Below are 23,025 nucleotides of genomic sequence, written 5' to 3' on the forward strand. Positions count from 1 at the left end.
GCGATCGCCGGATCGTCCCGGCGGGCGGGGATGGGGGAGACGTGCGGGACGACGTGGACGCGTGCACCACAGGCCCGGTCGCGGTGGACGGCGGGTGGCGTGAGGTGGGCGAACGCCTGCGCGTCCTGCGGCGGATGCCCGAACTGGGCGGTCTGCCCCGGCGGCGGCTCCGCGAGCTCGAGCCGGAGTTGCGGCTCGTGGAGGTCGGCGCCGGAGACGTCGTATGCGAGGAGGCCGACCCGGCCGACCGGCTCGTGGCGGTGGCCTCCGGCGAGCTCGACGGGCCGGTGACGACGGTCGACGGCCGTTACGGGCGTACGGTCCGCGCGCTCACCCCGGCGCGGTTGTGGACGCTTCCCGCCGACACCGCGCGAGGCGCGCTGTGGGCCACGGCGGAGACCGGCACGGCAGGGCTGCGCATCGACGTGCGCGGGGTCGGCCGGCACATCGGCGGCCGGCGGACGCTGCAGGACATCTCGCTGACCATCGAGCCGGGCGAGCTCGTCGCGATCGTCGGCGCCAGCGGCAGCGGGAAGACCACCCTGCTGGACGCCGTCTCGGGCGTACGCCCGCCGACGACCGGCGAGGTTCGCGTCGACGGCGACCCGGACTCCTTCGGGTACGTCCCGCAGGACGACATCATCCACCGCGAGCTGCCGATCGCCCGCACCCTCGGGTACGCCGCGCGGCTGCGCCTTCCGGCGGGCACCTCCACCGACCGCGTCGACGAGGCGGTCGGCCGGGTACTGCGGGCCCTCGACCTCACCGACCGCGCGGACACGCGGGTCGGCTCGCTGAGCGGCGGTGAGCGCAAGCGGGCGAGCATCGCCGTCGACCTGCTCACCCGGCCCAGGGTGCTGTTCCTGGACGAGCCGACCTCGGGGCTGGACCCGGCGACGGCGGCCGACTTCATGCGCCTGCTGCGCCGCCTAGCCGGCGCCGGCTCGACCGTCGTGGTGACCACGCACGATCCGCCGGACGTGGCCCTGTGCGACAAGGTGGTGTTCCTGACGACCGACGGCCGGCTCGCGTTCTTCGGCACGCCGGACGCCGCGCGCACGTACTTCCAGACCGATCACATCGAGGAGGTCTACGAGCGTCTGGCCGACGAGGACACCCCGGAGGAGTGGGCGCGGCGGTTCACGGCCGCCCGCGGTGTTCTGGATGACCCGCCCGCGCCATCGGGCGTGCCCGCCGCGGGCGGCGGCCGTCCGGCGCCGGACCCCCGTTCCCCGGCGGGCGCCCCTTCCCCGGCGGGCCGCCGTTCCGTGCGCGCGCTCCGGCAGTGGCGGGTGCTGACCCGGCGGGACCTCGACATCCTGCTCCGCAACCGGCTGACGGCGGCGATCCTCGCGGGCTCGCCGGTGATGGTCCTGCTGATGTTCGCGGTGCTGTTCCGGCCCCACGCGTTCTCGTACGCGCGCCCCAGCCCGGCCGCCACGGTGATGATCCTGTTCTGGATCGCGTTCGGTGGGTTCTTCTTCGGCCTGACGTACGGGCTGCTGCGGATCTGCACCGAGCGGGCGATCCTCCGCCGCGAATGCCTCGCCGGCCTGGGCATCGCCCCGTACGTCGCGGCGAAGGTGGCGGTCCTGCTGCCGCTGCTCGCGGTGGCGGACGCGGTGATGCTCCTCGTGCTGCGCGCCCTGGACCGGCTGCCCGCGGCGGGCTGGTCCACCTACGGCGAGCTGCTCGTGACCCTGCTGCTGACGTCGGCGGCGGGGCTCGGCCTCGGCCTGCTCATCTCGGCGGTCGTCGGCGATCCGGCACAGGCGACGATGGCGCTGCCGATGCTCTGCTTCCCGCAGGTGCTGTTCGTCGGCGCGATCCTTCCCGTGCCGGTCATGGCGGTGGCCGGCCGGGTGCTCAGCTATGGGATGTCGAACCGGTGGGCGTTCGAGGCGTTGGGCCACAGCCTGGGCGTGGCGCGGCTGTGGGCCCACGGGCGGTCGCCGCTCGGGCCGCCGCTCCTGGCGTCGTACGGAGCGACCTTCTCCCGCCCGGTCGCCGTGGACTGGGTGATCCTCACCGGGTTCACCGCCCTCTTCCTGGCGCTGACCTGCGTCGTGCTGGCGCGCGGGACCGCGTACGGCCGGCGGTAGCGGCGTCCGGCCTGGAACCCCTATCGCCGCCGTAGGCGGTCAGCAGCGCTCCCGTGCCGTCAGCCCCTGATGCGACGGGTGACGGTCGCGGTAGGTCTGCTCCGCGAACCGTACGAACCGCTCGACGTCGGCGAGGTTGGACGCCAGCCCGATCGACACGCGGACGGCCCCGCCGCTCGGCAGGCCCAGCATCCGGAGGTGGTCGTCCAGCGTGTCGACCCTTCGACCGGCGGACCTCATGAGGGCGTCCCGGTCGATGACGAACGCGGCCTCGCCCGCACCGGGGTTGCAGAAGCAGCCGGTCCGCAGGGAGATGCCGAGCGCGGCGCTGTCGCGTTCGACGACGCGTTCGTCGACGATCCGGCCGTCCGGATCGCGGAAGTTGAAGGTGACCGTCCCGCCGCGCCGGACGGTGTCGTGGGGGCCGTAGACCTCGACCATCGGCCGGCCGTTCGTGTGCCGCAGTCCGTGGAGGCGGTCGAGCAGCCGGCCGGTGAGGCACCTGACGCGCCGGTGGATCGTGTCGACGCCGATGCCCGCCACCCAGTCGATGCCGACCGCCACGTCCGGGATCGCGAGGAAGTTGAGCGTGCCGTCCTCGAACGCCGTCTCGTCGTCGGCGAGGACGTGCCAGTCGCCCTGGGCGCTGACCGCCTGGATCGTGCCGCCGGCGAACCAGGGGCGCCGCAGCCTTGCGAGCGCCTCGCGACGGGCGACCAGGCACCCGACGCCGGTCGGGTAGCCGAACACCTTGTACCAGCTCACCGGGACGAAGTCGGGATGCGTGACGCCGAGGTCGAGCCGGTTGGTGGGCACGTACGCGGCCGCGTCGAGCAGCACGTCGTAGCCGTTCTCATGCGCGAGGTCGATCCACTCCAGGGGATGCTGCACGCCCGTGAAGTTGCTCTGTGCCGGAAACGCGAAGAGTCCGCCGCGGCCTTTCCCGAGTGCCGCGCGGACGTCGCCCGCTTCGGTCCGCAGGTCGGGGCCCCGCATCGGCACGTATTCGGTTCCAGCACCACGTTCGCGGGCGAACTCCCGAATTCCGTTCACCGAATTGTGGTTATCAAGGGTGAGGACGTAACGAGTTTCCCGGTCGAATCGGTAGGATTCACCTATCAGCCGGCACGCACCGCTCGCATTCGGTGTGAAGATCACGGCGTACTCGTCGGCGGACGCGTTGAAGTGGGCGAGGATCCGCGCTCGGGTGCGCTCGACCAGCTCGGTGGCGCTCGCCGAGGTCGGATTCGCCGAATGCGGATTGCCGAAGCAGTTCCCGCGCATCCGGGCCGCGTGTGCGGAGATCTGGCCGTCCGCCGGCAGGCCCGCCCCGCCGTAGTCCAGGTAGAGGTGACCGCCCGCGTCGAGGTACGCGTAGTCCGTCGCGCGTAGCTCGTCCAGTCGCCGCGTCAGCGGATAATCCGGATAACGTGCGAGGAAATCGCCATCGATATTGTCGTCGCTGATCTGCTCGGCCTTGAGCTCGGTCACGGCCGCACGCTCCAATAGATCATGACAGTCCATATCGCCGGATCTGTCGCATATCGCCGCATTCAACCGCGATTACCGGTATGCGACAAGTGCTTTGCAAGCCGTATTGCCGCCGGTCAGTCGCGGACCGGCCCGTGCGACCTCCCGCCGTCGCTCGGCGGGGAGGCGTTTCGGCGCCCGCATCCGGGGCAGGGGGCTCGGGGTAAGCGGTCGCGAGCGGCTCTCGAGGGGCCGGGCCATGAACCAGTCCGAAACTTTGATCAGCGTCCTCCAAGAGGACCACAACGACCTGCGGCAACTGCTGACCGAGCTCGACTATCTGGTCGAGTTCGAACGCCTGCGGCGTTCGGTGACCCAGTTGCTGATCGCCGAGATGGTCCGGCACACGGTCGCCGAAGAGACCTACATGTACCCGGTGGCCCGCGCCCATCTGCCCCAGGGGACGCGGATCGTCCAGCGCGAGATCGCCGGGCACGCGGAGCTCGAGCGCGTCCTGAGGAGGATGGATCTACCCGACCTGACCAGTGCCGAGTTCTCCACCCTCCTCGCGGAGCTGAACGCCGAGGCCGGTCCGCACGCGCGCGCCGAGGAGAACCAGCTGTTCCCGCTGCTGGCCCGGTACCTGAAGCCGGAGGAACTCGCCGCGGTCGGGGAGAAGGCGGCGGCGGCCAAGGAGAAGGCGTCGCTCCGGCAGTACCTCGCGCAGCCGGACTCCTCCCTGCGGGACAGGTTCGTCACCTCCGGGACGACCATGGTCGAACGGGTCCGCGCGTATCTGCACCGCGGCGCCTACCCGCTCTGACCGGTCAGCGCGCGCTGGGGGTGTTCGCGGAGGGCAGGTCCGCGGGCAGCAGGAGGCGCAGGTCCGCCACGCCGGGCGACCGCATCCCGCCGAGCCGCCTCGCCTGATAGGTGATCATCGTCTCCAGCATCTGCCGGACGAGGCGCGCGTTGCCGAAGGTCCGGTCCCGCGGCAGGGCGTCGAGGTACTCGCGCACCGCGGCGAGGGTCTCGGGAGCGCACTCGTAGCCCGCGGCCACGGCCTGGTTCCGCGTGATGGCGACGAGCTCGTCGGTGCTGTAGTCCTCGAACTCCACCTGCCGCGAGAACCGGGAGGCGAGGCCGGGGTTGGAGTTCAAGAAGCGCCGCATCTCGTCGGTGTAGCCGGCGACGATGACCACGACCTCGTCGCGGTGGTCCTCCATCAGCTTCAGCAGGGTCTCGACCGCCTCCCGGCCGAAGTCGTTGGACGCCCCCTCGGGGGTCAGGGTGTACGCCTCGTCGATGAACAGCACACCGCCCAGCGCGCGCTGGAACACCTCCTTGGTGAGCTGCGCCGTGTGGCCCACGTAGCGGCCCACGAGGTCGGCGCGCGCCACCTCCACGAGCTGGCCGCGCGGCAGCACGCCCAGGCTGTGCAGCAGTTCGGCGTAGAGCCGGGCAACGGTGGTCTTGCCGGTGCCGGGGGACCCGGTGAAGACGAGATGCCGGCTGAGCCGGGGTACGGGCAGTCCGGCGGCCTCCCGCTGCCGGGCCGTCGCGAGGAGGTCCACGATGTCCTTGACCTCGCGTTTCACGCCGGCCAGGCCGATCATGTCCGACAGCCGGGCCAGCAGCGTCTCGCGCTCCGCGCCCACCGCGCCGTCCGTTGCCGCGGCGTCGCTGACGTCCTCCGGCAGCAACAGGCTGAGGTCGCCCTCGGCCGGGTCGGTCATGGAGGCGAGCCGGAACGCCTGCCGCTCGATCATCTCCTCGAAGACCAGGCGTGCCGTACGGCCGTTGCCGAAGGTGGCGTCCCGCGGCATCCGCTCATAGTGCGCGGCGAGCGCCTGACGGGTGGTCGGGTCCAGTTCGTAGCGGTGGCTCTCGCAGATCTTCTCGGTGATCGTGACGAGTTCGTCGACCGAGTAGTTGGTGAACTCCACGGTCCGGCTGAACCGCGAGGCCATGCCCGGGTTGGCGGACAGGAAGGTCTGCATCTCGGCGGTGTACCCGGCCGCCACCACGACGACCTCGTCGCGGTGGTCCTCCATCAGCTTCACGAGGGTGTCGATGGCCTCGCGGCCGAAGTCGTGCGAGCCGCCCCGGCCCTCGGTGACCAGCGTGTACGCCTCGTCGATGAACAGGACGCCGCCGAGCGCCTCGTTGAACGCGTCCGTCGTCTTGATGGCGGTGGCGCCGACGTACTGCGCGACCAGGTCGGCGCGGGAGACCTCCACCAGGTGCCCGGAGGGCAGCAGGCCGAGGGAGGCGAGGATCCCGCCGTACAGCCGGGCGACCGTGGTCTTGCCGGTGCCGGGCGGGCCCGCGAAGATCAGGTGCCGGCTCATCGGCGGGGCCGGCATGCCGAGCCGGGCCCTGCGCTGCGAGAGCTGGTTCAGGTTGACGAGCGCGCGCACCTGGCGTTTCACGCCCTCGAGGCCGATGAGGGACTCCAGCTCCTCCAGCGGCCCGGCGGACGCGGGCGCGCGGGTGTCCTTGCCGCCCGGCGCGCCGCCGGCCGCCGCGGCGACCTCGTCGCCCCAGGAGTCGGGGACGGCGTTCCCGGAACTGTCCAGGTCGCGCACTGTCAGCCGGCCGGGGCGGGACTGCCGCAGCCCGGCGCCGCGGTTGTCGCGGACAGCGCAGCCGGTGACGGTGACGGCCTCGGCGGTGTCGACCCGGACGCCGTCACCGACGCTCCCGGTGATCTCGCAGTCGCCGAACGTCGCCCGCGCGCCGGCCATGAGGAGCACGCCGTGGGCGCCGGAGTCGCTGATCCGCGCCCGGGTGAGGCTCAGGTCGCCGCCCTCGCGTACGACCACGCCGGAGGCGTCGCTCCCGGAGACCGCGCAGTCCTGGATCGTGCCCATCCCGCCGGAGTCGACGGCGACCCCCGCGTCGCCGGGGGAACGGAGGTCGCAGTCGCGGATGGAGACGTTGGCCCCGCTCGCGATGCGCACGGCGGCGCCGCCGGCCCGCTCGACGACGCAGTGCTCCAGCCGTCCGCGCCCGTCCTCGGTGACCTCGACGCCGGTCCCGCCGGCCGCGGTGATCGTCGCGTTGCGCACGAGCGGGTTGGCGCCGGACCGGATGGCGATCGCGGTGCCGGCGGCGTCCACGACCTCCAGCCGGTCGAACTCCGCGACGGAGTCGTCCGCCAGCAGCACGGACGCGGACGCGTCGGCGCACTCGCGCACCGTCGCGTCGATCAGCGTCGGCGAGCTGGACCCCACGACGCTGATCGCGGGCGCGGCCGACCCGGTGAACTCGCAGGCCTCGAACGTGCCGCGCGAGCGTTCGGTGACGGACAGCCCGCTGTCCTTCGTACGGGCCGTCCGGCAGCGGCGCAGCAGCGGATCCGCGCCCCCGGCCAGCACGATGCCGGAACCGGCGGTGATGTCGGTGACCGAGACCTCCTCCAGCGCCGGGCGCGACCCGCTGGTCACGTACACGCCGGTCGCGCAGTCGCGAACGCTCGTCCGCACGATCCGGGTGGCGCTGTCGCCCTCGAGGGCGATGGCCGGCTTCGAGGTCGTGGAGATCTCGCAGTCCTCGATCACACCCTGGGCCTCGCCGTTGGCGAGCACGCCGTTGCCGCGGGCGTCCCGCAGCCGGCAGCCCCGGATCGTCGACCGGGACTTCTCTCCCAGCACGACGGCGGAGGTGCCGAGGTTCTCGATGAGGCAGTCCTCGATGACGCTGGCCGCGTCCGCGGTGTCGACGATGCCCGCGCCCTCGGCGTTGGTGATCCGGCAGCCGCGCATCGCGAGCGAACCGGACCCACGGGCCAGCACGGCCGTCCAGCCGGAACCGGCCACGGTGCAGCCCTCCATCGCGACCTGCCCGCGCGCGGCGTCGACGACCGGCACGTCGTCGCCGCCACCGCGCAGCGTGAGGTCGGTGAGCATCACGGCGTCCGCCACGAGCATCACCGCGGTGCCGCTTCGCGGGCAGATCTCGACGCTGCCCCGGTCCCCGTCGGCCACGATCGTGACCCGGGTGCGGATGAAGAGGCTCTCGGGGTACCGGCCGGGCCGGATACGGATCACCGACCCGGTACGTGCCGCCGCCAGCGCCTCCTCGATTGTCCGGAAAGCGCCTGGCTCATCCGGGGAGACCGTGAGCAACTGCCGAGACACGCTGAACCCTCCTCGGGTCGGTGGGGTGCCGACGAGACAACCATCATGCCGTTCGCGCGGGCCGCTTGACACCCTCGCCCGCAAGGCCTCTGACCAGCGGGGATACTTGTCCCAGGCGACAAGAGAACGACAAGATCGGATCTCTACGCTGAGCGCATGCGACGTGTCCCCCGGCGCCTGCGCGCCGTGGCGTCGGTGGCCGCCGCCACGGCCTCGCTTCTCGTCTCCGCCTTTCCCGGAGCCGCGGCGGCCACGGCGTACGAACGGCCCCCCGGCGCCGCGCCCGGCCCTGTCGGCCTGCCCGTCATCCCGTCGGCGCTCGCGTCCGGACGGTCGTGCACCGGCGCGTCCCCCACCCCGGCCCACGCGCAGCCGTGGACGATGAGCGCGCTCGGAGTGGCCCGGGTCCGCGAGCTCAGCGACGGAACCGGAGTCACCGTCGGCGTCGTGGACACCGGCGTGGCCGCGAACGTCCCCGCGCTGGCCGGCCGGGTCACCGCGGTGGCGGACGCCGGGCAGGACTGTGTCGGGCACGGCTCCTTCGCGGCCGGCCTGATCGCGGGGCGTGCCGAGGACGCGACCGGCGGCGGGATCGCGCCCCAGGCGCGGATCCTCGCGGTCCGCGGCACCGGCAAGAACGGCACCGCCTCGCCGGGCACGGTCGCGGCGGGCATCCGCGCCGCCGTCGACCGCGGTGCCCGCGTCGTGTACGTCGGCGCGGCCCTGACCGAGGGCAGAGCGGAGCTGACGGCCGCGGTCGCCTACGCCACCCGCAAGGACGCCGTCGTGGTCGCGCCCGCCGCGCCGGACGCCGTGCCCACCACCGCCGGCGGAACGCCGTCGGCGCCGCCCGCGCGGCCCTACTTCCCCGCCTTCATCCCGCAGGTCGTCGCGGTCGAGGACTTCGGGCCGGACGGCTCGCGCCCGCAGGAGGCGCCGGACGTCTTCGCCGCCGACCTGGCCGCACCCGGCGACGCCGTCGTGAGCATCGGCCCCAAGGGCGCCGGGAACTACATCGGGTCCGGCTCCTCGCTGGCCGCCGCGTTCGTCGCCGGTACGGCCGCCCTCGTGCGCGCGTACCAGCCCCGGCTGACGGCGGCCGAGGTGGCGAACCGGCTCGTCGCGTCCGCCTACCCCGCGACCAAGCCGGTCCTGGACCCGTACGCCGCCGTGGCGGCGGTGTCGTCCCCGGCGGCCGCACGGCCGACGCCCGCGGCCGCCATGCGGTTGCCGGCCCGGACCGCCTCACACGCCGCCCGCACCCGTGCGCTGGTCGTCGCCTCGGTCGGAGGCGGGCTCGTGGCCCTCGTCGCGGGCGCGGCGGTGATCGTCCCGCTCGGCCGGGCCCGGGGCTGGCGGCCGGCCGGCGGTGCCCCCTCGGGAGAGCGACCGAAGGCGTCCACTTCGGCGTGACGACCCCCGTTCGGGGCGGTCCCCGGCGTCCTCCCCGGCGGTCCGGCATCCGGGCCGGAGCCCCGCACCAGGAGGGCGTCGGAGGGGTCACCTGACTCCGGCCGGTCAATAGCGGCAAGTCGGCGGCAAGGAGTCGCCAAGACCACGGCTGAATCGTTGAAGCTTCATTAACGGCCGAGGTCAAGTAGCGCCGTGGCCGGTCCGCAATGACGAATCGTGAGAATGGGGTCGCCTTCCATGACGCGCAGCCGAGTGCTGGACCGGCCGTCCGCGGCCGCCCAGAGAGTAGCCGTGCCGCGACGGCATGACGCCCCGCGTGTTCCGGCCCGGCCGCACGATCCGGCGCACGACGACGCCTTCTCCCGCGCGCTGTACGAGCGGCACGGCGCCGTGCTGCTCAACTTCGCCCTCCGGCTCTGCAACGGCGACCGGCACCGGGCCGAGGACATCGTCCAGGAGACCGCGGTACGGGCCTGGCAGCACCGCGAGATCCTCGACCCCACGACGGACCGGGTCCGCACCTGGCTGTTCACCGTCGCGCACCGGCTCGTGATCGACCACTACCGCGCCCGGCAGGCCCGGCCGAACGAGGTCGGCGACGGCGAGTCCGAAGAGCGCGCCGTGCCCGATCCGGCCGAGCGCGTCGTCACGCTCCGGGCGGTGCTCGAGGTCATGAACGAGCTCACCGAGCAGCAGCGCGAGATCCTGATCTACACGTACTACCTCGGCCACAGCGTGGAGCAGACGGCGGCCGCGCTCGGCCTCGCGCCGGGAACGGTGAAGTCCCGCGCGCACTACGCCATGCGTGCGCTGCGGGCATCCCTGCGCGACCGCGCCGTGATGGACTGAGCGGCGCCGCTCCGGTACCCGAGCCTCCCGGGGGCCACCGGTAGTCGGCCCCCGGGAGCCGGCCCCGGAACGAGCGCCGCTCGTGCCCCTCAGTCGAGCATGGCCGTCTGGACCTGCACGGCCTTGCGCCGGGCGATCCGGATCGCCCGGCCGGGCGGCAGGATGCGGCCCTTGACGTTGCCGAAGAGGTATCCCTCGTCCGGCGGGCAGGACATCAGCAGGGACGGCGTGTTGACCTCCTGCAGCCGGCGCATCATCATCTCGCCCATGCCGCGGCCGGCGCCCGCGGCGGAGCGGGCGACGACCATGTGCAGCCCGACCTCCCACCCGAGCGCGAGGTGGTCGACGATCGGGTCGAACGGGTGCTGCATCGGCCCGGCGCCGACCATGTCGTAGTCGTCGACCAGGATGAACAGCCGGGGCCCGTTCCACCAGTCGCACAGTTTCATCCGGGCCGGGGTGATGTCCGGTCCCGGCACCCGGGCCTTGATCGCCTGGCCCGCGCCGACGACGAGGTCGCGCAGCGCGTCGATGCTGACCGCGTGCCCGAGGCGGTACTCCTCGGGAACCACCTCGACCAGCTCACGGCGGTAGTCCACCACCATGATGCGCGCCTCCGCGGGCGTGTACCGCTCGGTCACGGCCCGCGCGACCAGGCGCAGCAGGTTCGTCTTGCCGCACTCGGTGTCGCCGACGACCACCATGTGGGGGGTCTCGGCGAAGTCGTGCACCACGGGGGAGAGCCGCTCCTCCTCCAGGCCGATCGCCACCCGGAAGTCGCCCTCGGGCGCCGGCAGCTCCCGCACGCTGAGCTGAGCCGGCAGCATCCGCACCGGCGGCGCGGCCGGGCCGGACCAGCTCTCGCGCACCGCGGCGACCAGGCCCGCGACGCCGTCCGCGAGGTCGTCGGCGCTCTCCACCGAGTCGATGCGCGGCAGCGCCGTGAGGTAGTGCAGCTTGCTGTCGCGGGTGATGCCGCGTCCGGGGGCGCGCGGCACGCTCGCCGCGCGGCGGGTGTCGACCTCCGAGTCCATCGGGTCGCCCATCCGCAACTCCAGGTGGGTGGCCGCCTGGTCGCGCACGGCCGCCGTGAGCTCCACCCACCGCGCGGTGGTGACGATCAGGTGGATGCCGAAGCTGAGGCCGCGCGCCGCGATCGCGCTGAACGTCTGGATGTACCGGTCGAAGTCCTGGCGCACCGTCGACCAGCCGTCCACGACGAGGAAGACGTCCCCGTGCGGCTGGTCGGCGAACTCCCCGGCCGCCCGGCGGCGCCGGTAGGTCGCCATCGAGTCGATGCCGTTGAGGAGGAAGAACTGCTCGCGGTCGGCGAGCAGCGCGGTGACCTCCGCGACGGTGCGGCCGACGCGCTCGTGGTCCAAACGGCTGGCGACCCCGGCGACGTGCGGCAGGCCGGTGAGGCCGGCGAGCGTGCCACCACCGAAGTCGAGGCAGTAGAACTGCACCTCGCGCGGCGTGTGGGTGAGCGCCAGGGCGCTGATCAGCGTGCGGACGAGCGTGCTCTTGCCGCTCTGCGGGCCGCCGGCGATGGCGACGTGCCCACCGGCCCCGGACAGGTCGACGACCAGCAGGTCGCGGATCTGCTCGAAGGGCCGGTCGACGATGCCGACCGGCACCGTGAGCCCGCCGCGCCGCTCCCAGTCGACGGTCGACAGGCCGAACGTCTCGTCGGGCGCGAGCGGCGGGAGGATCTGGTCGAGGGTGGGCGGCAGGTCGAGCGGCGGCAGCCACACCTGGTGGGCCGGCGGCCCGGCGTCGCGGAGCCGTTCCACGGCCACCGACAGGAGGGTCTCGGCGGTCTCGTCCGGTTCTTCCGGCGTCACCTCCACCGGGGCGGGCTGGACCTGGGCGACCCGGGACGCGGACCAGGGGACCACCTGGCTCGCCACCCGCGCCTGGTCGGCCTTGCCGCGCCGCCGGTAGGGACCGGAGGAGTAGGCGGCGCGGAACCGGGTCAGCGCCTCCACGCCCGTCTTGAGGAAACCGGCGCCGGGCTGCGGCGGCAGTTGGTGGGCGTCGGGCACGCCCAGGACGCCGCGGCTTTCCATGGCCGAGAACGTGCGCAGGCCGATGCGGTAGGACAGGTGGCTCTCGAGCTGGTGCATCCGGCCCTCGTCGAGCCGCTGGGACGCGAGCAGCAGGTGGACGCCCAGGCTGCGGCCCAGCCGGCCGATCATGACGAACAGCTCCATGAAGTCGCGGTGCGCGGCGAGCAGCTCGCTGAACTCGTCGACGACGACGAAGAGGCTGGGCAGCGGTTCCAGCGCCGCCCCGGCCGCGCGCGCCTTCTCGTACTCGAGGGCGGAGACGTAGTTGCCGGCCGCGCGCAGCAGCTCCTGGCGGCGCATGAGCTCACCGTGCAGCGCGTCGCGCATGCGGGCGACGAGGGCGGCCTCGTCGGCCAGGTTCGTGATGACCGCGGAGACGTGCGGCAGCTCGTCCAGGCCGAGGAAGGTCGCGCCGCCCTTGAAATCCACCAGGACGAAGTTGAGCGTCTCGGAGGAGTTGGTCAGCGCCATCGCCAGCACCAGGGTGCGCAGCAGCTCGCTCTTGCCCGAGCCGGTGGCGCCGATCAGCATGCCGTGCGGGCCGGTGCCGCCCTGGGCGGACTCCTTGATGTCCAGCTCCACCGGCTTCCCGTCGGCGCCGACCGCGATCGGCACCTTCAGCCGTTCCGCGGGGGTGTGCTTGCGCCAGAGGGTGTGGGGCTCGTGCCGGTACAGGTCCGGGATGCCCAGGAGGGTGCCCAGGTCCGTGGTGGCCGACAGCGGCTCGGTGTTCTCGGGCCCGACGCCGAGGCGGTACGGCGCGAGCCGCCGGGCGAGCGCGGTCGCGGTCCGCACGCCCAGGCGGTCGGGGCGTCCGAGCACGGTGAGCTGCTCCTTGCGCTCCCGGTCGGTGCGGACGAGCCGGGTCTCGCCGTCCTGCACGTCGAGGCGGAGGGTGGTACGGCCGGGCCGCCACGTCAGTGCTCCGGACAGGTCGAGCACGACGACGTTGCGCATGCCGGGGCCGTCCAGCGCGTGCCCGGCGGGCACGGTGCCCCCGTCGACGATGAGCACCGTGTAGGGCTCCTCCCGGGCGGGCATGGCCTCCGGGTCGTACGCGGGCCGCTCCCAGAACTCCGCGCCGAGCATGCCCTCCAGCTCCGGGAAGTCCGAGGCGACCATGCGGACCTGGCCGGCGGCGTCAGTGTCGTGCGGGTTCAGGTTGTGCGGCAGCCACTTGACCCATTCCCACTCCGCCAGCCGGTCCGGGGCGACGCACAGCGCGATCCACAGGTCGTCCGGAGAGTGAAAGAGGGCGAGCTGGGCGACCAGGGCGCGGACGGCGCCGCGGATCTGCGCCTCGTCCCCCCGGAAGAGCACGCGCGCCCAGGACTGCAGGTAGACGGCGGTGGGCTGGTCGGGCACGGTGGAGTAGGCCCGGACGAAGCCGCGCAGCGCGTGCGCGGTGAGCGGCTCGAGGTCCTGGACCGGTTTGGTCGTCGTCGGCGCCAGCCGCAGGCCCAGTTTCTGGTCACCGACCGCCAGCCGCGCCTCGGCGAAGTCGGGGTCCGAGGGGCGGCGCTCCCACATCCGGGTGGTGCCGACCATGGACCACAGCGTCTGCGGCGCCGGATGCCGCCAGGCCAGGGCGCGCTGCTGTTCCCGTACGGCCGCGCGCACCTTGCGCCGGGTCTGGGAGAGATAGCGCAGGTAGTCCCGGCGGGCGCCCTTGAGCTTCTCCTTGCGCTCGCTGCTCTTGCGCATTCCCTGCCCGACCAGCATGGCCCCGGCGGCGAGGACCATCAGGCCGAGGGAGAGCGGCAGGAAGCTGTTCTTCGCCCCGCTGCCGCGCGTCATGTACATCATCACCATGGCCACCGACATCAGCGCCATCGGCAGGTACGTCCAGACGGCGGAGTTGTCGGGCACGGTCTCGGGCAGCGTGGGAGGCTCCTGAAGGCTGAGCTCCCCTTCGGGCATCTCGGGCGGACGCCGGCGCATCGGCCTGCGGAACAGCACGAAACTCAACGAACGGCCTCCTGGCGTGGTACGACGAAGCGCCGCGCCGGCGGACGGTGGTCGCCGGGCGCGCTCGGCGGAGTGGAGAGCCGCGGAGGGGACCTGCGGAGCAGGCCGGTTGCGTCACCGCGAATCGTACAGCGCGGCGTGCGCCCCGGTGTCGCCGATCGGCGCGTGCCGCACTTTCGCGCGGTGATTCGCGAATCGGGGTGAACCGCTCGGCCGTCACGTGCGTATGCCCGAGTGGAGAGCACTGCGCAGACGGACCGACGTGGAGTAATGACCCATTCACGCGCCCCCGCTCGGCGACGGCGGCGGGTGTTCGTGGAAAGAACGAGTGAGCCCAATGAGCAAGAGCTCGGCGGCGGACCTGTGCCGGCTGACGGTACGCGCCCCCGCCAAGACCATCGACCTGGCCGTGCCGGCCGACGTCCCGGTCGCGGACCTGCTCCCCGCCGTTCTCGGCTACGGCGGGGACGACCTCGGCGAGACCGGGATCGAGCACGAGGGCTGGGTGCTGCAGCGCTTGGGCGGACCGCCGCTCGACGAGGACGCCACCCTCGAGTCGCTCGACCTGCACGACGGCGACACCCTCTACCTGCGGCCCCGCACCGAAACGCTGCCCGAGGTGCGGCTGGACGACCTGGTGGACGGCATCTCCACCACGATGAAGGACAGCCCGTACGGGTGGAGCCCGCAGGCGAGCCGGCGACTGCTGCGCGGCCTGGCGGTGTGCGTGATGGTCGCCGTCCTGGCGGTGCTCGCGCTGCCGAGCGGACCGGCCGAGCAGCGGATCGTGACCGCGGGCGCAGCCGCGCTCCTGCTGCTCGCCGGGGCCGCGGCGGCGAGCCGCGCGGTGGGCGACGCCGCGTCGGCCGCGCTCCTGGGCGTCATGGCCGGTCCGTTCCTGATCCTGGCCGGATGGCTGCTGCCCGGCGGCCGGCTGTCCGGGCCGGACGGCTTCGAGGTGGCGGGCGCCCGGCTGCTCGCCGCGTCCGCGGCCGAGGCGGGCGGGGCCGTGCTCGCGCTGGCCCTGGTGGCGGCGTACACGGCGCTGTTCGTCGGCGTGACGGTGCTGGCGGTCGCCGGAGCCCTCGCCGGGGCCCTCATGATGGTGGCGGGCTTCCCACCGGAGGAGGCGGCCGCGGTGGTCGCCCTGCTCGCGGTCGTGTTCGGCGCGTTCGTACCGACCTTGTCGTTCCGGCTGTCCGGGTTGCGCATGCCGCCGCTGCCGACCAACCCGGACCAGCTCCAGGAGGGCATCGAACCGCGCTCGCCGAAGGCCGTCGCCGCCCGCGCGGTCCTGGCGGACGGCTGGATGACGGGGCTGTACGGCACGGTCGGGCTGGCCTGCACCGCCTGCCTGGCGGCACTGGCCCACCAGGAGGACCTGGCGCAGCTCGTGTTCGCGGCCGCGCTGTCGCTGCTGCTCGTGCTGCACAGCCGCGGCCTGGGCAACGTCTGGCAGCGCCTGTTCATGGCCCTGCCGGGCGTGTGGGGGGCGGCCACGATCGTCGCCGTCGAGGTCGCCCGGACGGGATCGACCGGCCGGGTGATCATCGCCGTGGCGCTGATGGGGGTGACCGCGGCGCTCATGATCGCCGGTTGGACGGTGCCCGGCCGCCGGATGGTGCCGTACTGGGGCCGCGCCGCCGAACTCCTGCAGAGCCTGGTCGCGATCGGCATGCTGCCGCTGACCCTGTGGGTCCTCGGCGTGTACGGCGAACTGCGCGCCATCGGCTGACCAGGACACGAGAGCACGACGGAAGAGGCGACGATGCAGTCCCGCCGCGACCAGGTCCACGCCCACATGTTCGTCATGGGCCGTATCACGTCCGGGATGCTCCGGGCGGATCCCGACGCGCCGGAGAGCCCCCAGGGCCGTACGAACCGGGGGGTGATCATTGGCATCGTCATCTCCGTGCTGCTGTGCGGCGGGGCGTTCGTCTGGGGGCTGATCTCCCCGGGCCGGTCCGCCTCCTGGCAGAGCGCGGACAGCCTGATCGTCGACCAGGAGACCGGCGCGTCCTACCTCTACGTGGACGGGCGGCTGCGTCCGGTGCAGAACTACGCGTCGGCGCGGCTGATCGGCGGCACCAAGCTGACCGCGCACCACGTCCGGACCAAGTCGCTGGACGGGACGCCGCACGGCCAGCCGGTGGGCATCGTCGGGGCGCCCGACGCGCTGCCGTCGGCCGGCGGTCTGGTCGGTGGGGCGTGGGCGGTCTGCTCCGGCACCGGGGTGGGGGGCTCCGCGGCGCCGGTCACGACCCTCGCCGTCGGGGTGGGGGACGCCGGCGGCGACGGCGCGCTGACGGCCGGTCAGGGACTGCTGGTCACCACGCCCGACGCGCACGTGTACCTGGTGTGGCAGGGCAGCAGGCTGCGGCTGGACCCGAAGGGCGGAGCGGCGACGGCCCTCGGCTACGGGGGCCGGACACCGACCCCGGTGTCGGCGGCGTTCGTCGACGCGCTGCCGGCCGGACCGGACCTGGCCGCTCCCACCGTGCCCGGCCTGGGGCGTTCCGGGCCGTCGCTCGACGGGCACGCGACCCGCATCGGGCAGGTCTTCAAGGTCGGAGTGCTCGGTTCGAAGCCGCGGTACTACCAGCTGCGCCAGGACGGCCTGGCGGAGGTCACCACGACCGTCGCGGTCCTGATCCTGGCCGATCCCGCCGTACGCGCCAAGGCGTACGGCGGCCGGACGCCCGACGCGATCGGCCTGGCGCCCGACGCCATGAACGGCCGGCTGGCGCCGGGCACGGTCGCCGCCGGCGCGCTGCCCGAGACGCCGCCGCGCCTGGTCGGCCCTCAGCCGGACCAGCACGCCTGCGTCCGGGTCCAGCCGACCGCCGTGGGGCCCCGGGTCAGCGTCGCGCTGCAGGACCCGGCCTCGCTCGGCGTCGTCGCCCAGGCGGCGACCACGTCCGCGTGCGTGCCCGTCGACCGGATCACCGTGCCGCCCGGCGGCGGCGCGCTGGTGCGCGTCCTGCCGGCGGCGGGCGGCACGGTCGGCGGCACGACCTACCTGGTGACCGACACGGGCACCAAGTACCGCGTCGCATCCGCCTCCGACCTGGCGGCGCTCGGGTACTCGACCGGCCAGGTGGTGGCCCTGCCATCGCCGCTGCTGAACATGCTGCCGACCGGACCGGACCTGAGCGCGGCGGCCGCGCAGGCGGGGATCTCCTCGAGCACCGCGCCGCCGTGCGCCGGTCCGGCCGCGGCCCCGACGCCGGGGCCGGGCAGGGCGACGACAACAGGTCCGGGCAAGGCGACGACAAGTTGACGGCAAGTCGGGGTCATTACCACGGAGTACGGAAGGAGACGCGAACCGGTCGGCGGCGGCGCGCCGATGGCGGTGCCGGCCGGGCGGACCTCGACGCACGATCTCGCTCCCGGTTTCCCGTGAGCACCGAACCAGAGAGGCAGGCGCAGCGTGGCAGGCATGCAGCAGTCAGAGGTCAGGGCGACCAAGAACGGCATCCAGGCCCTGGAGATGGCCTACACCGGGATCACCAAGATCAAGCAGGACGTCGAGTCCACCCGCTTCAATCTGGCCTCCGGGTACAAGGGCTCGGACGGTCAGGCGTTCCAGGACCTCGTCAACTCCTGGGAGCAGCAGGCGGACGTCATCCTGAAGAACCTGCAGGACATGGTCGACAAGCTCAACCAGACCCTCGTCTCGCAGCACCAGCAGCAGGGCTCCAGCAACGACTCGATCAACCAGGGCTACCAGCAGGCTCAGGCCGTCTTCAACGCCCTGCACGGTTGACCCCGGAACGACCCCGGCTCTTTCCTTCTGACGCGAAACGAGGACATCGATGAGCGAGGACTTCACCGACGGTTTCATCTACGTCGACTACAACCACATGGGCAACGCCGCCGACGACCTGGTCTCCCAGACCAAGGCCATCGCGCAGACGATCTCCAACATGGAGATGGAGCTCGCCGAGCTCAAGAAGCAGTGGATCGGTGACGACGCCCAGACCTACAACCAGAAGCAGCAGGCCTGGGACAACGCGATCAAGTCGATGGAGCAGATCCTCACCAGTCACTCGCAGCTGCTCGACGAGATCTCCGGCAGCTACAAGTACAACGAGAACAGCCTCAGCCAGATGTGGTCCGAGGTACGGATCGGCGGCTGACCGCCCTCCTTCGGCCGCCCGTGAGCGGGCGGCCGAAGGAGGACGGCATGCGGACGCCGGAACACCCGGCGGCGACGGACCGGACCGGCCGGCCCTGGAACTGACAGACCTCAGGAGAGCGGAGCCATGGCGGACAAGACAAAGCTGGCGCTGGACAAGACCTCGCTGCAGAACTTCGTCAACCACGACATCGCAAACTTCAAAGACTCCATCGACAAGGTCGCGCACAAGACCGACACGAACAATGTGCCGCCGATCGACGTCCTCCTGGGCAAGGGCCAGACAGCCCCGGGCGAGGAGTTCTACCAGAACCACGCACCCCTCGCGATCGGCGCGCTGGGCAAGGACTCGGGGACCGGCGGCAAGGCGATCGTCGATGCGATCACGACGTCGGCGCAGTCCATCTCCGACATCTACAAGAAGCAGCTCAAGCTCTTCACCGATCTGGACAAGTACCTGAACACCACGATCACGAAGCTCATGGACGGCCAGCACGACTCACTTACGAAGATCGACGGCAAGATCTTCCTGGACACCCTGGGCACGGTGCCCAGCGACTTCCAGACCACCGGCGGCGACACCACCACCTGACCGCACCGACCTCCCTCCCTTCTTCCGACGTCGAGCCTTCGATGGAGAGCAGCAGATCATGGCGGACCCCGCAGGAGACAAGGCTCCAGCCTCTTCGGCGAACGACCATTGGTTCGACGCCATAAAACTGCTCACCGGCTACAAGCCGTCCCTCCCGCGCGGCGAGATCTTCAAGAGCCTCTACGGCAACGACGACATCCCGCTGATGAAGGTGGAGATCGACACCTCGGGCGCCACGCCGACGAACGCGGAGGCCGAGGCCATCAACAACATGAACTGGCGCACGCGGAACTCCGGCTGGCGTATCGAGGACACCGACTTCGTCGTCCCCTTCTACGGCCCGACCGACGACTCGTCGGTCAGCACCCTGTCCACGGGTACAGAGGTGCACATGCGCAGGGCGCGCATCACGCTGCTCGGCACCGATTCCCAACACACCATGCCGCACGGCGGTGTGTCCCCCGGCGGGAAGTTCGGCAAGGGATCGCACCTCATGCCGGACGGTTTCGAAGGGTGGGATTCCGCGCCGCTCGCCCAGTACAGCTACGGCGGTGGCCTCGCGCTCGAGAAACTGATGTACTCGCCGTACTCCACGCAGGGTTTCGCCTTCAACAACGTGTCCGTCCTCGATGACGACGCCGTCGACCTCAAGACCTTCGACCGGGCCGCGAAGGCTTTCAACCGGGCGGCGCTCTTCTTCTTCACCTCCAGGGCCACGATCCAGCAGTGGGAGGACGCGCTGGGATCGGAGGACGCGGCCTGGCGTGGACAGGCGGCCGGCGTCTTCTGGGACATCATTCACCAGCTCGGCATCAACTATCAGAACTACACGGATGCTCTCTCGGTCGGTGGTCTGGGCATTTCCAAGGTGGCCGAGAATCTGCTGACCGCGAAGTCGGGTTTCCAGAAGGCGATCGATGACCTCTATTGGGTCTGGAGCGACTGGGCGCTCCGGTTGGGCAATCCACTTCGCTGGCTGTGCGACATCCTGTTCGACATCACCGACCAGATCTGGCTGAACAACATCACCAAGGTCCGGTGGCACGAGAGTTACGGCTACAACTCCTACGACAGTTGGAACCAGGTCGATGAGGACGGGTGGAGCGGCGACGCGACGACGAAAATCGGTGCGAAGAATTACGGTCCCCTGAACTCCCTCACCACGTGGAAGGCGATCGGTGAGGAGGCGATCGGCCGCTGGCAGAACTCGGTGAACGACTACTTGGGGAAGGCCGCCGAAGAGGCGCTGCGCGTCATTCATAACGCCTGGGTCGACGTGCCCGACAGCATCCCCAAGCTCACGACCGTCGAGATCAACCTCGCCGCCGACCTCCAGGCCGACAAGGCGCAGGCCGCGCAGGACAAGGCCGACAAGGCCGCCGCGGACGCCAAGAAGCACCAGGACGACTTGGAGAAGAAGCAAGATGATTGGCGCAAGCAGGATCTGGATCACCAGAAGCAGATCGAGGACGAGCAGCGCAAGCAGCACGATGAGGATCTGAAGCACCAGAAGGAGCTCGAGGACGAGCAGCGCAAGCAGCGCGAAGAGGATCTGAAGCACCAGAAGGAGCTCGAGGACGAGCAGCGCAAGGAACGTGAGGAGGACAAGAAGCACCAGGAGGAGATCGAGAAGGAACAGCGCCTGCAGTACCAGCAGCAGCAGGACGAAGCCAGGAAGCAGTACCAGGACCAGCAGCAACAACAGAAGGAGCAGCAGGAGGAGCAGAGGAAGCAGTACGAGGAGCAGCAGAGACATCAGGACGAGCAGGAGAAGCATCAGGAGGACCTGCAGAAGCAGCAACAGGACGAGGCCAGAAGGCAGAACGAGCAGCAGATGCAGCTGCAGCTCCAGATGCGGAAGGAGGACCAGAAGAAGCAGGAGGAGCAGGAGCGGAAACAGGAGGAGCTGCAGAAGCAGCAGCAGGACGAGGCCAGGAAGCAGTACCAGGAGCAGCAGCAACAACAGAAGGAGCAGCAGGAGGAGCAGAAGAAGCAGTACGAGCAGCAGCGCCAGGATCAGAAGGAACAGGAGAAGAAGCAGGAGCGGCTGCAGAACCAGCAGCAGGAGGAGCAGAAGAAGCAGTACGAGCAACAGCGCGAGGACCAGCAGGCGCAGGAGCGGAAGCAGGAGGAGCTGCAGAGGCAGCAGCAGGACGAGGCGAGGAAGCAGTACGAGCAGCAGCGCCAGGATCAGCAGGCGCAGGAGCGGAAACAGGAGCAGCTGCAGAAGGAGCAGCAGGACGAGGCGAGGAAGCAGTACGAGCAGCAGCGCCAGGATCAGCAGCAGCAGCAGAAGGACATCGCCAAGCAGTACCTGCAGCCGGGGTCTCATCAGGTCGTGCAGCAGCCGGACACGTACCAGCTCCAGCCCAGCCAGCTGAACAGCCACGTGGTGCAGAATCCCGACGGCAGCCTCACCACCGTCTATGACCACAACCCGGCCGGCTTCGACTCACAGACCGGACATCTCCAGCCCGGCCAGGTCCAGAGCCACTCGTCCCTGAACCCCGACGGCAGCATCACCACCGACTACAGCGACGGCAGCTCGACGACCATCAACCCGCACACGGGCCTGGAGACGACGATCCACCCGGACGGGTCGACCACCACCGACCACCTGACCCACGGCCACACGCTGACCAACCCGGACGGCAGCCGGACGACGGTCAACCCCGACGGGACCGTGACGACCCGCTACCCGGACGGCAGCTACACCACGATCAACCCGCAGGCGGGCAGCGCGGTCACCCACGAGCCGAACGGCCAGACCATCACGACCCCGCTCGGCCGCGACGGCGTGTCGCTTCCGGACACGGCGTACCTGAGCACCGGCAACGGGACGGCGGGCTACTACGAGTCGGCCCTGCACGACCTGCCGAGTTCCGGGAATCCGCTGGGAGCCCCCTCGGCGTCGCTCGGCGGCCAGACCGCGACCCCCACCACGTTCCCCGTCGGCCAGTCCGGCGGAGTGCTGCCGCCCGCCACGCGCCTCGACGGGACCACCACCGGCGGTGCGCCCGCCGGGCAGACGGGCGGGTACCCGCCGCCGATGGGCGGCATGGGTGGCATGGGCGGCATGGGCGGCGGTGACAAGAACGGCACCAGCGAACGGGTGCGCCAGGTCTACGAGGACGAGGACATCCTCCCCGCGGACGGCGGGTCCCTCGGCCGGCGCGCGCGCCGGAACCGGGGCTACGAGGAGGCGGTGCCCGGGGCGAGCCGCACTCCCACGAGTTCCGCGTACAACCCGTACTCGGGCGGCGAGGACCACCGCCAGACGGAGAGCGGCGACCGCGAGCGCGATGCGTGGGCGCCGGAGGAAGAGGACGTCTGGGGCACGGACGAAGGCGGCGCGCCGGCCGTCATCGGCTGAGAACGGCGGAGCCGGCCGGACAGTACCCAGTGGGGACCCGGAACAGGGGAGGAGAACAGGCGATGGAGACCGAAGAGTCGATGGAGAAGCTGCTCGCGGAGGCGAGGGAGCGGCTCGAGGCGACCAGGGCCGCGGTGGCCCGGGCACGGGCCGACCTCAGCAGCTCGTCATCGACCGCGCGGTCCAAGGACCGCTCGGTGGAGGTGACCGTCGGCCCGCAGGGCGAGCTGCAGCGGGTCAAGTTCCTGGACGAGCAGTTCCGGACGATGGAGGCGTCGAAGCTGGCCGCCTCGATCGTCGAGGCCGCGAACAAGGGCCGGGCGACCATGGCGCGGCGGGTGATCGACACCTTCTCCGCGCTGACCCCTCCCCAGGACGACGCCGACGGCCTTCCCGGATTCAAGATCGACTTTGAGGAGATCTTCAAGTCGGCCCTGGCCGGCGGACGGCGCGGACGGGGCACCGGCACGCCCGGGCGCACCTCGCGCGGTGCCCGGCCGGCCGCGAACCTGCACGACGAGATAGTGGAGGACGGCAACGGTGAGTGAGACGAGCAAGTACACGGCGGACCCGGCGAAGGCCGAAGCGGCCGTCGAGGCCATGGAGAACCTCGGGACCCACGTCTTCAACCTGGCCACGCGGTTCCGCAACGGCACCAACCTCGAGGTCCTCGGCGACGACGCGCACTTCGGCGCCCCGGCGAAACGGGCGGCGATCGAACTGGTCGACGACCTCGCCACGGGCGTCGAGGCGGCGAGCCGGCTGCTGCTGGCCGTCCCGATGGCGCTGCGGGCGAACCAGACGAGTGTCCTGAACCAGCAGCGGAGGGTGCTCACGGCCGTCCACGACGCCGGGGCCCGGGGCGGCTGGAAGACGCCGGGATCCGGCGGCAGGAAGTAGCAGACGCCC

15 protein-coding genes are annotated in these 23,025 nt (G+C 71.6%); 12 read left to right on the top strand and 3 right to left on the bottom strand.

Annotated features, from left to right (window positions below; translation table 11 throughout):
• Nucleotides 1–41 precede the first annotated feature (41 nt).
• On the top strand, nucleotides 42–2,102 hold the full coding sequence (locus tag ABD978_RS07135) for an ATP-binding cassette domain-containing protein (RefSeq protein ID WP_345350296.1): 2,061 nt from the start codon (nucleotides 42–44) through the stop codon (nucleotides 2,100–2,102).
• A gap of 39 nt (nucleotides 2,103–2,141) precedes the next feature.
• Here ABD978_RS07135 and ABD978_RS07140 read toward each other — a convergent pair whose 3' ends face one another.
• On the bottom strand, nucleotides 2,142–3,593 hold the full coding sequence (locus tag ABD978_RS07140; protein ID WP_345350299.1) for an aminotransferase class V-fold PLP-dependent enzyme: 1,452 nt from the start codon (nucleotides 3,591–3,593) through the stop codon (nucleotides 2,142–2,144).
• Nucleotides 3,594–3,831: 238 nt separating this feature from the next.
• Here ABD978_RS07140 and ABD978_RS07145 point away from each other — a divergent pair, with 238 nt between their 5' ends.
• Entirely contained in the window at nucleotides 3,832–4,395 is a 564-nt protein-coding gene (locus ABD978_RS07145) for a hemerythrin domain-containing protein (protein ID WP_345350302.1), read from the top strand.
• Between the two features lie 4 nt (nucleotides 4,396–4,399).
• Here ABD978_RS07145 and ABD978_RS07150 read toward each other — a convergent pair whose 3' ends face one another.
• Nucleotides 4,400–7,714, bottom strand: coding sequence for a right-handed parallel beta-helix repeat-containing protein (locus tag ABD978_RS07150; RefSeq protein ID WP_345350305.1), 3,315 nt, complete (start codon nucleotides 7,712–7,714; stop codon nucleotides 4,400–4,402).
• A gap of 156 nt (nucleotides 7,715–7,870) precedes the next feature.
• Between ABD978_RS07150 and ABD978_RS07155 the strand changes: the two genes are divergently transcribed.
• Both ABD978_RS07155 and ABD978_RS07160 read left to right on the top strand, forming a co-directional pair.
• A complete protein-coding gene (locus ABD978_RS07155; protein ID WP_345350308.1) occupies nucleotides 7,871–9,127 on the top strand; it encodes a S8 family serine peptidase in 1,257 nt (418 codons plus the stop codon).
• A gap of 291 nt (nucleotides 9,128–9,418) precedes the next feature.
• Nucleotides 9,419–9,976, top strand: coding sequence for a sigma-70 family RNA polymerase sigma factor (locus tag ABD978_RS07160; protein ID WP_345350311.1), 558 nt, complete (start codon nucleotides 9,419–9,421; stop codon nucleotides 9,974–9,976).
• An 89-nt stretch (nucleotides 9,977–10,065) separates the two neighbouring features.
• On the opposite strand, the gene eccCa is transcribed toward ABD978_RS07160, so the two are convergent.
• Nucleotides 10,066–14,013 carry a type VII secretion protein EccCa gene (gene eccCa, locus ABD978_RS07165; protein WP_345350314.1) on the bottom strand — a complete coding sequence of 1,316 codons (3,948 nt, stop codon included), beginning with the start codon at nucleotides 14,011–14,013 and terminating at the stop codon, nucleotides 10,066–10,068.
• Nucleotides 14,014–14,350: 337 nt separating this feature from the next.
• Between eccCa and eccD the strand changes: the two genes are divergently transcribed.
• From eccD to ABD978_RS07205, 8 genes are all read left to right on the top strand, one after another.
• Entirely contained in the window at nucleotides 14,351–15,748 is a 1,398-nt protein-coding gene (gene eccD / locus ABD978_RS07170; protein WP_345350317.1) for a type VII secretion integral membrane protein EccD, read from the top strand.
• Nucleotides 15,749–15,781: 33 nt separating this feature from the next.
• A complete protein-coding gene (gene eccB / locus ABD978_RS07175; RefSeq protein WP_345350320.1) occupies nucleotides 15,782–17,293 on the top strand; it encodes a type VII secretion protein EccB in 1,512 nt (503 codons plus the stop codon).
• 159 nt (nucleotides 17,294–17,452) lie between these two features.
• Nucleotides 17,453–17,779, top strand: a complete 327-nt coding sequence (locus tag ABD978_RS07180) for a WXG100 family type VII secretion target (RefSeq protein WP_345350323.1) — start codon at nucleotides 17,453–17,455, stop codon at nucleotides 17,777–17,779.
• A gap of 49 nt (nucleotides 17,780–17,828) precedes the next feature.
• A complete protein-coding gene (locus ABD978_RS07185; RefSeq protein ID WP_345350326.1) occupies nucleotides 17,829–18,152 on the top strand; it encodes a WXG100 family type VII secretion target in 324 nt (107 codons plus the stop codon).
• Nucleotides 18,153–18,278: 126 nt separating this feature from the next.
• Nucleotides 18,279–18,743 (top strand): type VII secretion system-associated protein, encoded by a 465-nt coding sequence (locus tag ABD978_RS07190; RefSeq protein WP_345350329.1) that lies wholly within the window; start codon nucleotides 18,279–18,281, stop codon nucleotides 18,741–18,743.
• Nucleotides 18,744–18,801: 58 nt separating this feature from the next.
• Nucleotides 18,802–22,116 (top strand): AAWKG family protein, encoded by a 3,315-nt coding sequence (locus ABD978_RS07195; protein ID WP_345350332.1) that lies wholly within the window; start codon nucleotides 18,802–18,804, stop codon nucleotides 22,114–22,116.
• A 62-nt stretch (nucleotides 22,117–22,178) separates the two neighbouring features.
• The gene (locus ABD978_RS07200) at nucleotides 22,179–22,664 is read left to right on the top strand and encodes a YbaB/EbfC family nucleoid-associated protein (protein ID WP_345350335.1); all 486 of its coding nucleotides are present in this window, start codon (nucleotides 22,179–22,181) and stop codon (nucleotides 22,662–22,664) included.
• The gene (locus tag ABD978_RS07205; RefSeq protein WP_345350338.1) at nucleotides 22,657–23,016 is read left to right on the top strand and encodes a hypothetical protein; all 360 of its coding nucleotides are present in this window, start codon (nucleotides 22,657–22,659) and stop codon (nucleotides 23,014–23,016) included. Before ABD978_RS07200 ends, ABD978_RS07205 begins: the two co-directional genes overlap by 8 nt.
• Nucleotides 23,017–23,025: the final 9 nt, after the last annotated feature.

Origin of the sequence: Actinoallomurus liliacearum (assembly GCF_039542035.1) — a bacterium.
Classification (GTDB): domain Bacteria; phylum Actinomycetota; class Actinomycetes; order Streptosporangiales; family Streptosporangiaceae; genus Actinoallomurus; species Actinoallomurus liliacearum.

What these genes read in the sequence shown, in the direction of transcription:
- ABD978_RS07190 (WP_345350329.1), top strand. Translation starts at nt 18,279, where the DNA reads ATGGCGGACAAGACAAAGCTGGCGCTGGACAAGACCTCGCTGCAGAAC.
- ABD978_RS07145 (WP_345350302.1), top strand. Translation starts at nt 3,832, where the DNA reads ATGAACCAGTCCGAAACTTTGATCAGCGTCCTCCAAGAGGACCACAAC.
- ABD978_RS07185 (WP_345350326.1), top strand. Translation starts at nt 17,829, where the DNA reads ATGAGCGAGGACTTCACCGACGGTTTCATCTACGTCGACTACAACCAC.
- eccD (WP_345350317.1), top strand. Translation starts at nt 14,351, where the DNA reads ATGAGCAAGAGCTCGGCGGCGGACCTGTGCCGGCTGACGGTACGCGCC.
- ABD978_RS07155 (WP_345350308.1), top strand. Translation starts at nt 7,871, where the DNA reads ATGCGACGTGTCCCCCGGCGCCTGCGCGCCGTGGCGTCGGTGGCCGCC.
- ABD978_RS07195 (WP_345350332.1), top strand. Translation starts at nt 18,802, where the DNA reads ATGGCGGACCCCGCAGGAGACAAGGCTCCAGCCTCTTCGGCGAACGAC.
- eccB (WP_345350320.1), top strand. Translation starts at nt 15,782, where the DNA reads ATGCAGTCCCGCCGCGACCAGGTCCACGCCCACATGTTCGTCATGGGC.
- ABD978_RS07200 (WP_345350335.1), top strand. Translation starts at nt 22,179, where the DNA reads ATGGAGACCGAAGAGTCGATGGAGAAGCTGCTCGCGGAGGCGAGGGAG.
- ABD978_RS07180 (WP_345350323.1), top strand. Translation starts at nt 17,453, where the DNA reads ATGCAGCAGTCAGAGGTCAGGGCGACCAAGAACGGCATCCAGGCCCTG.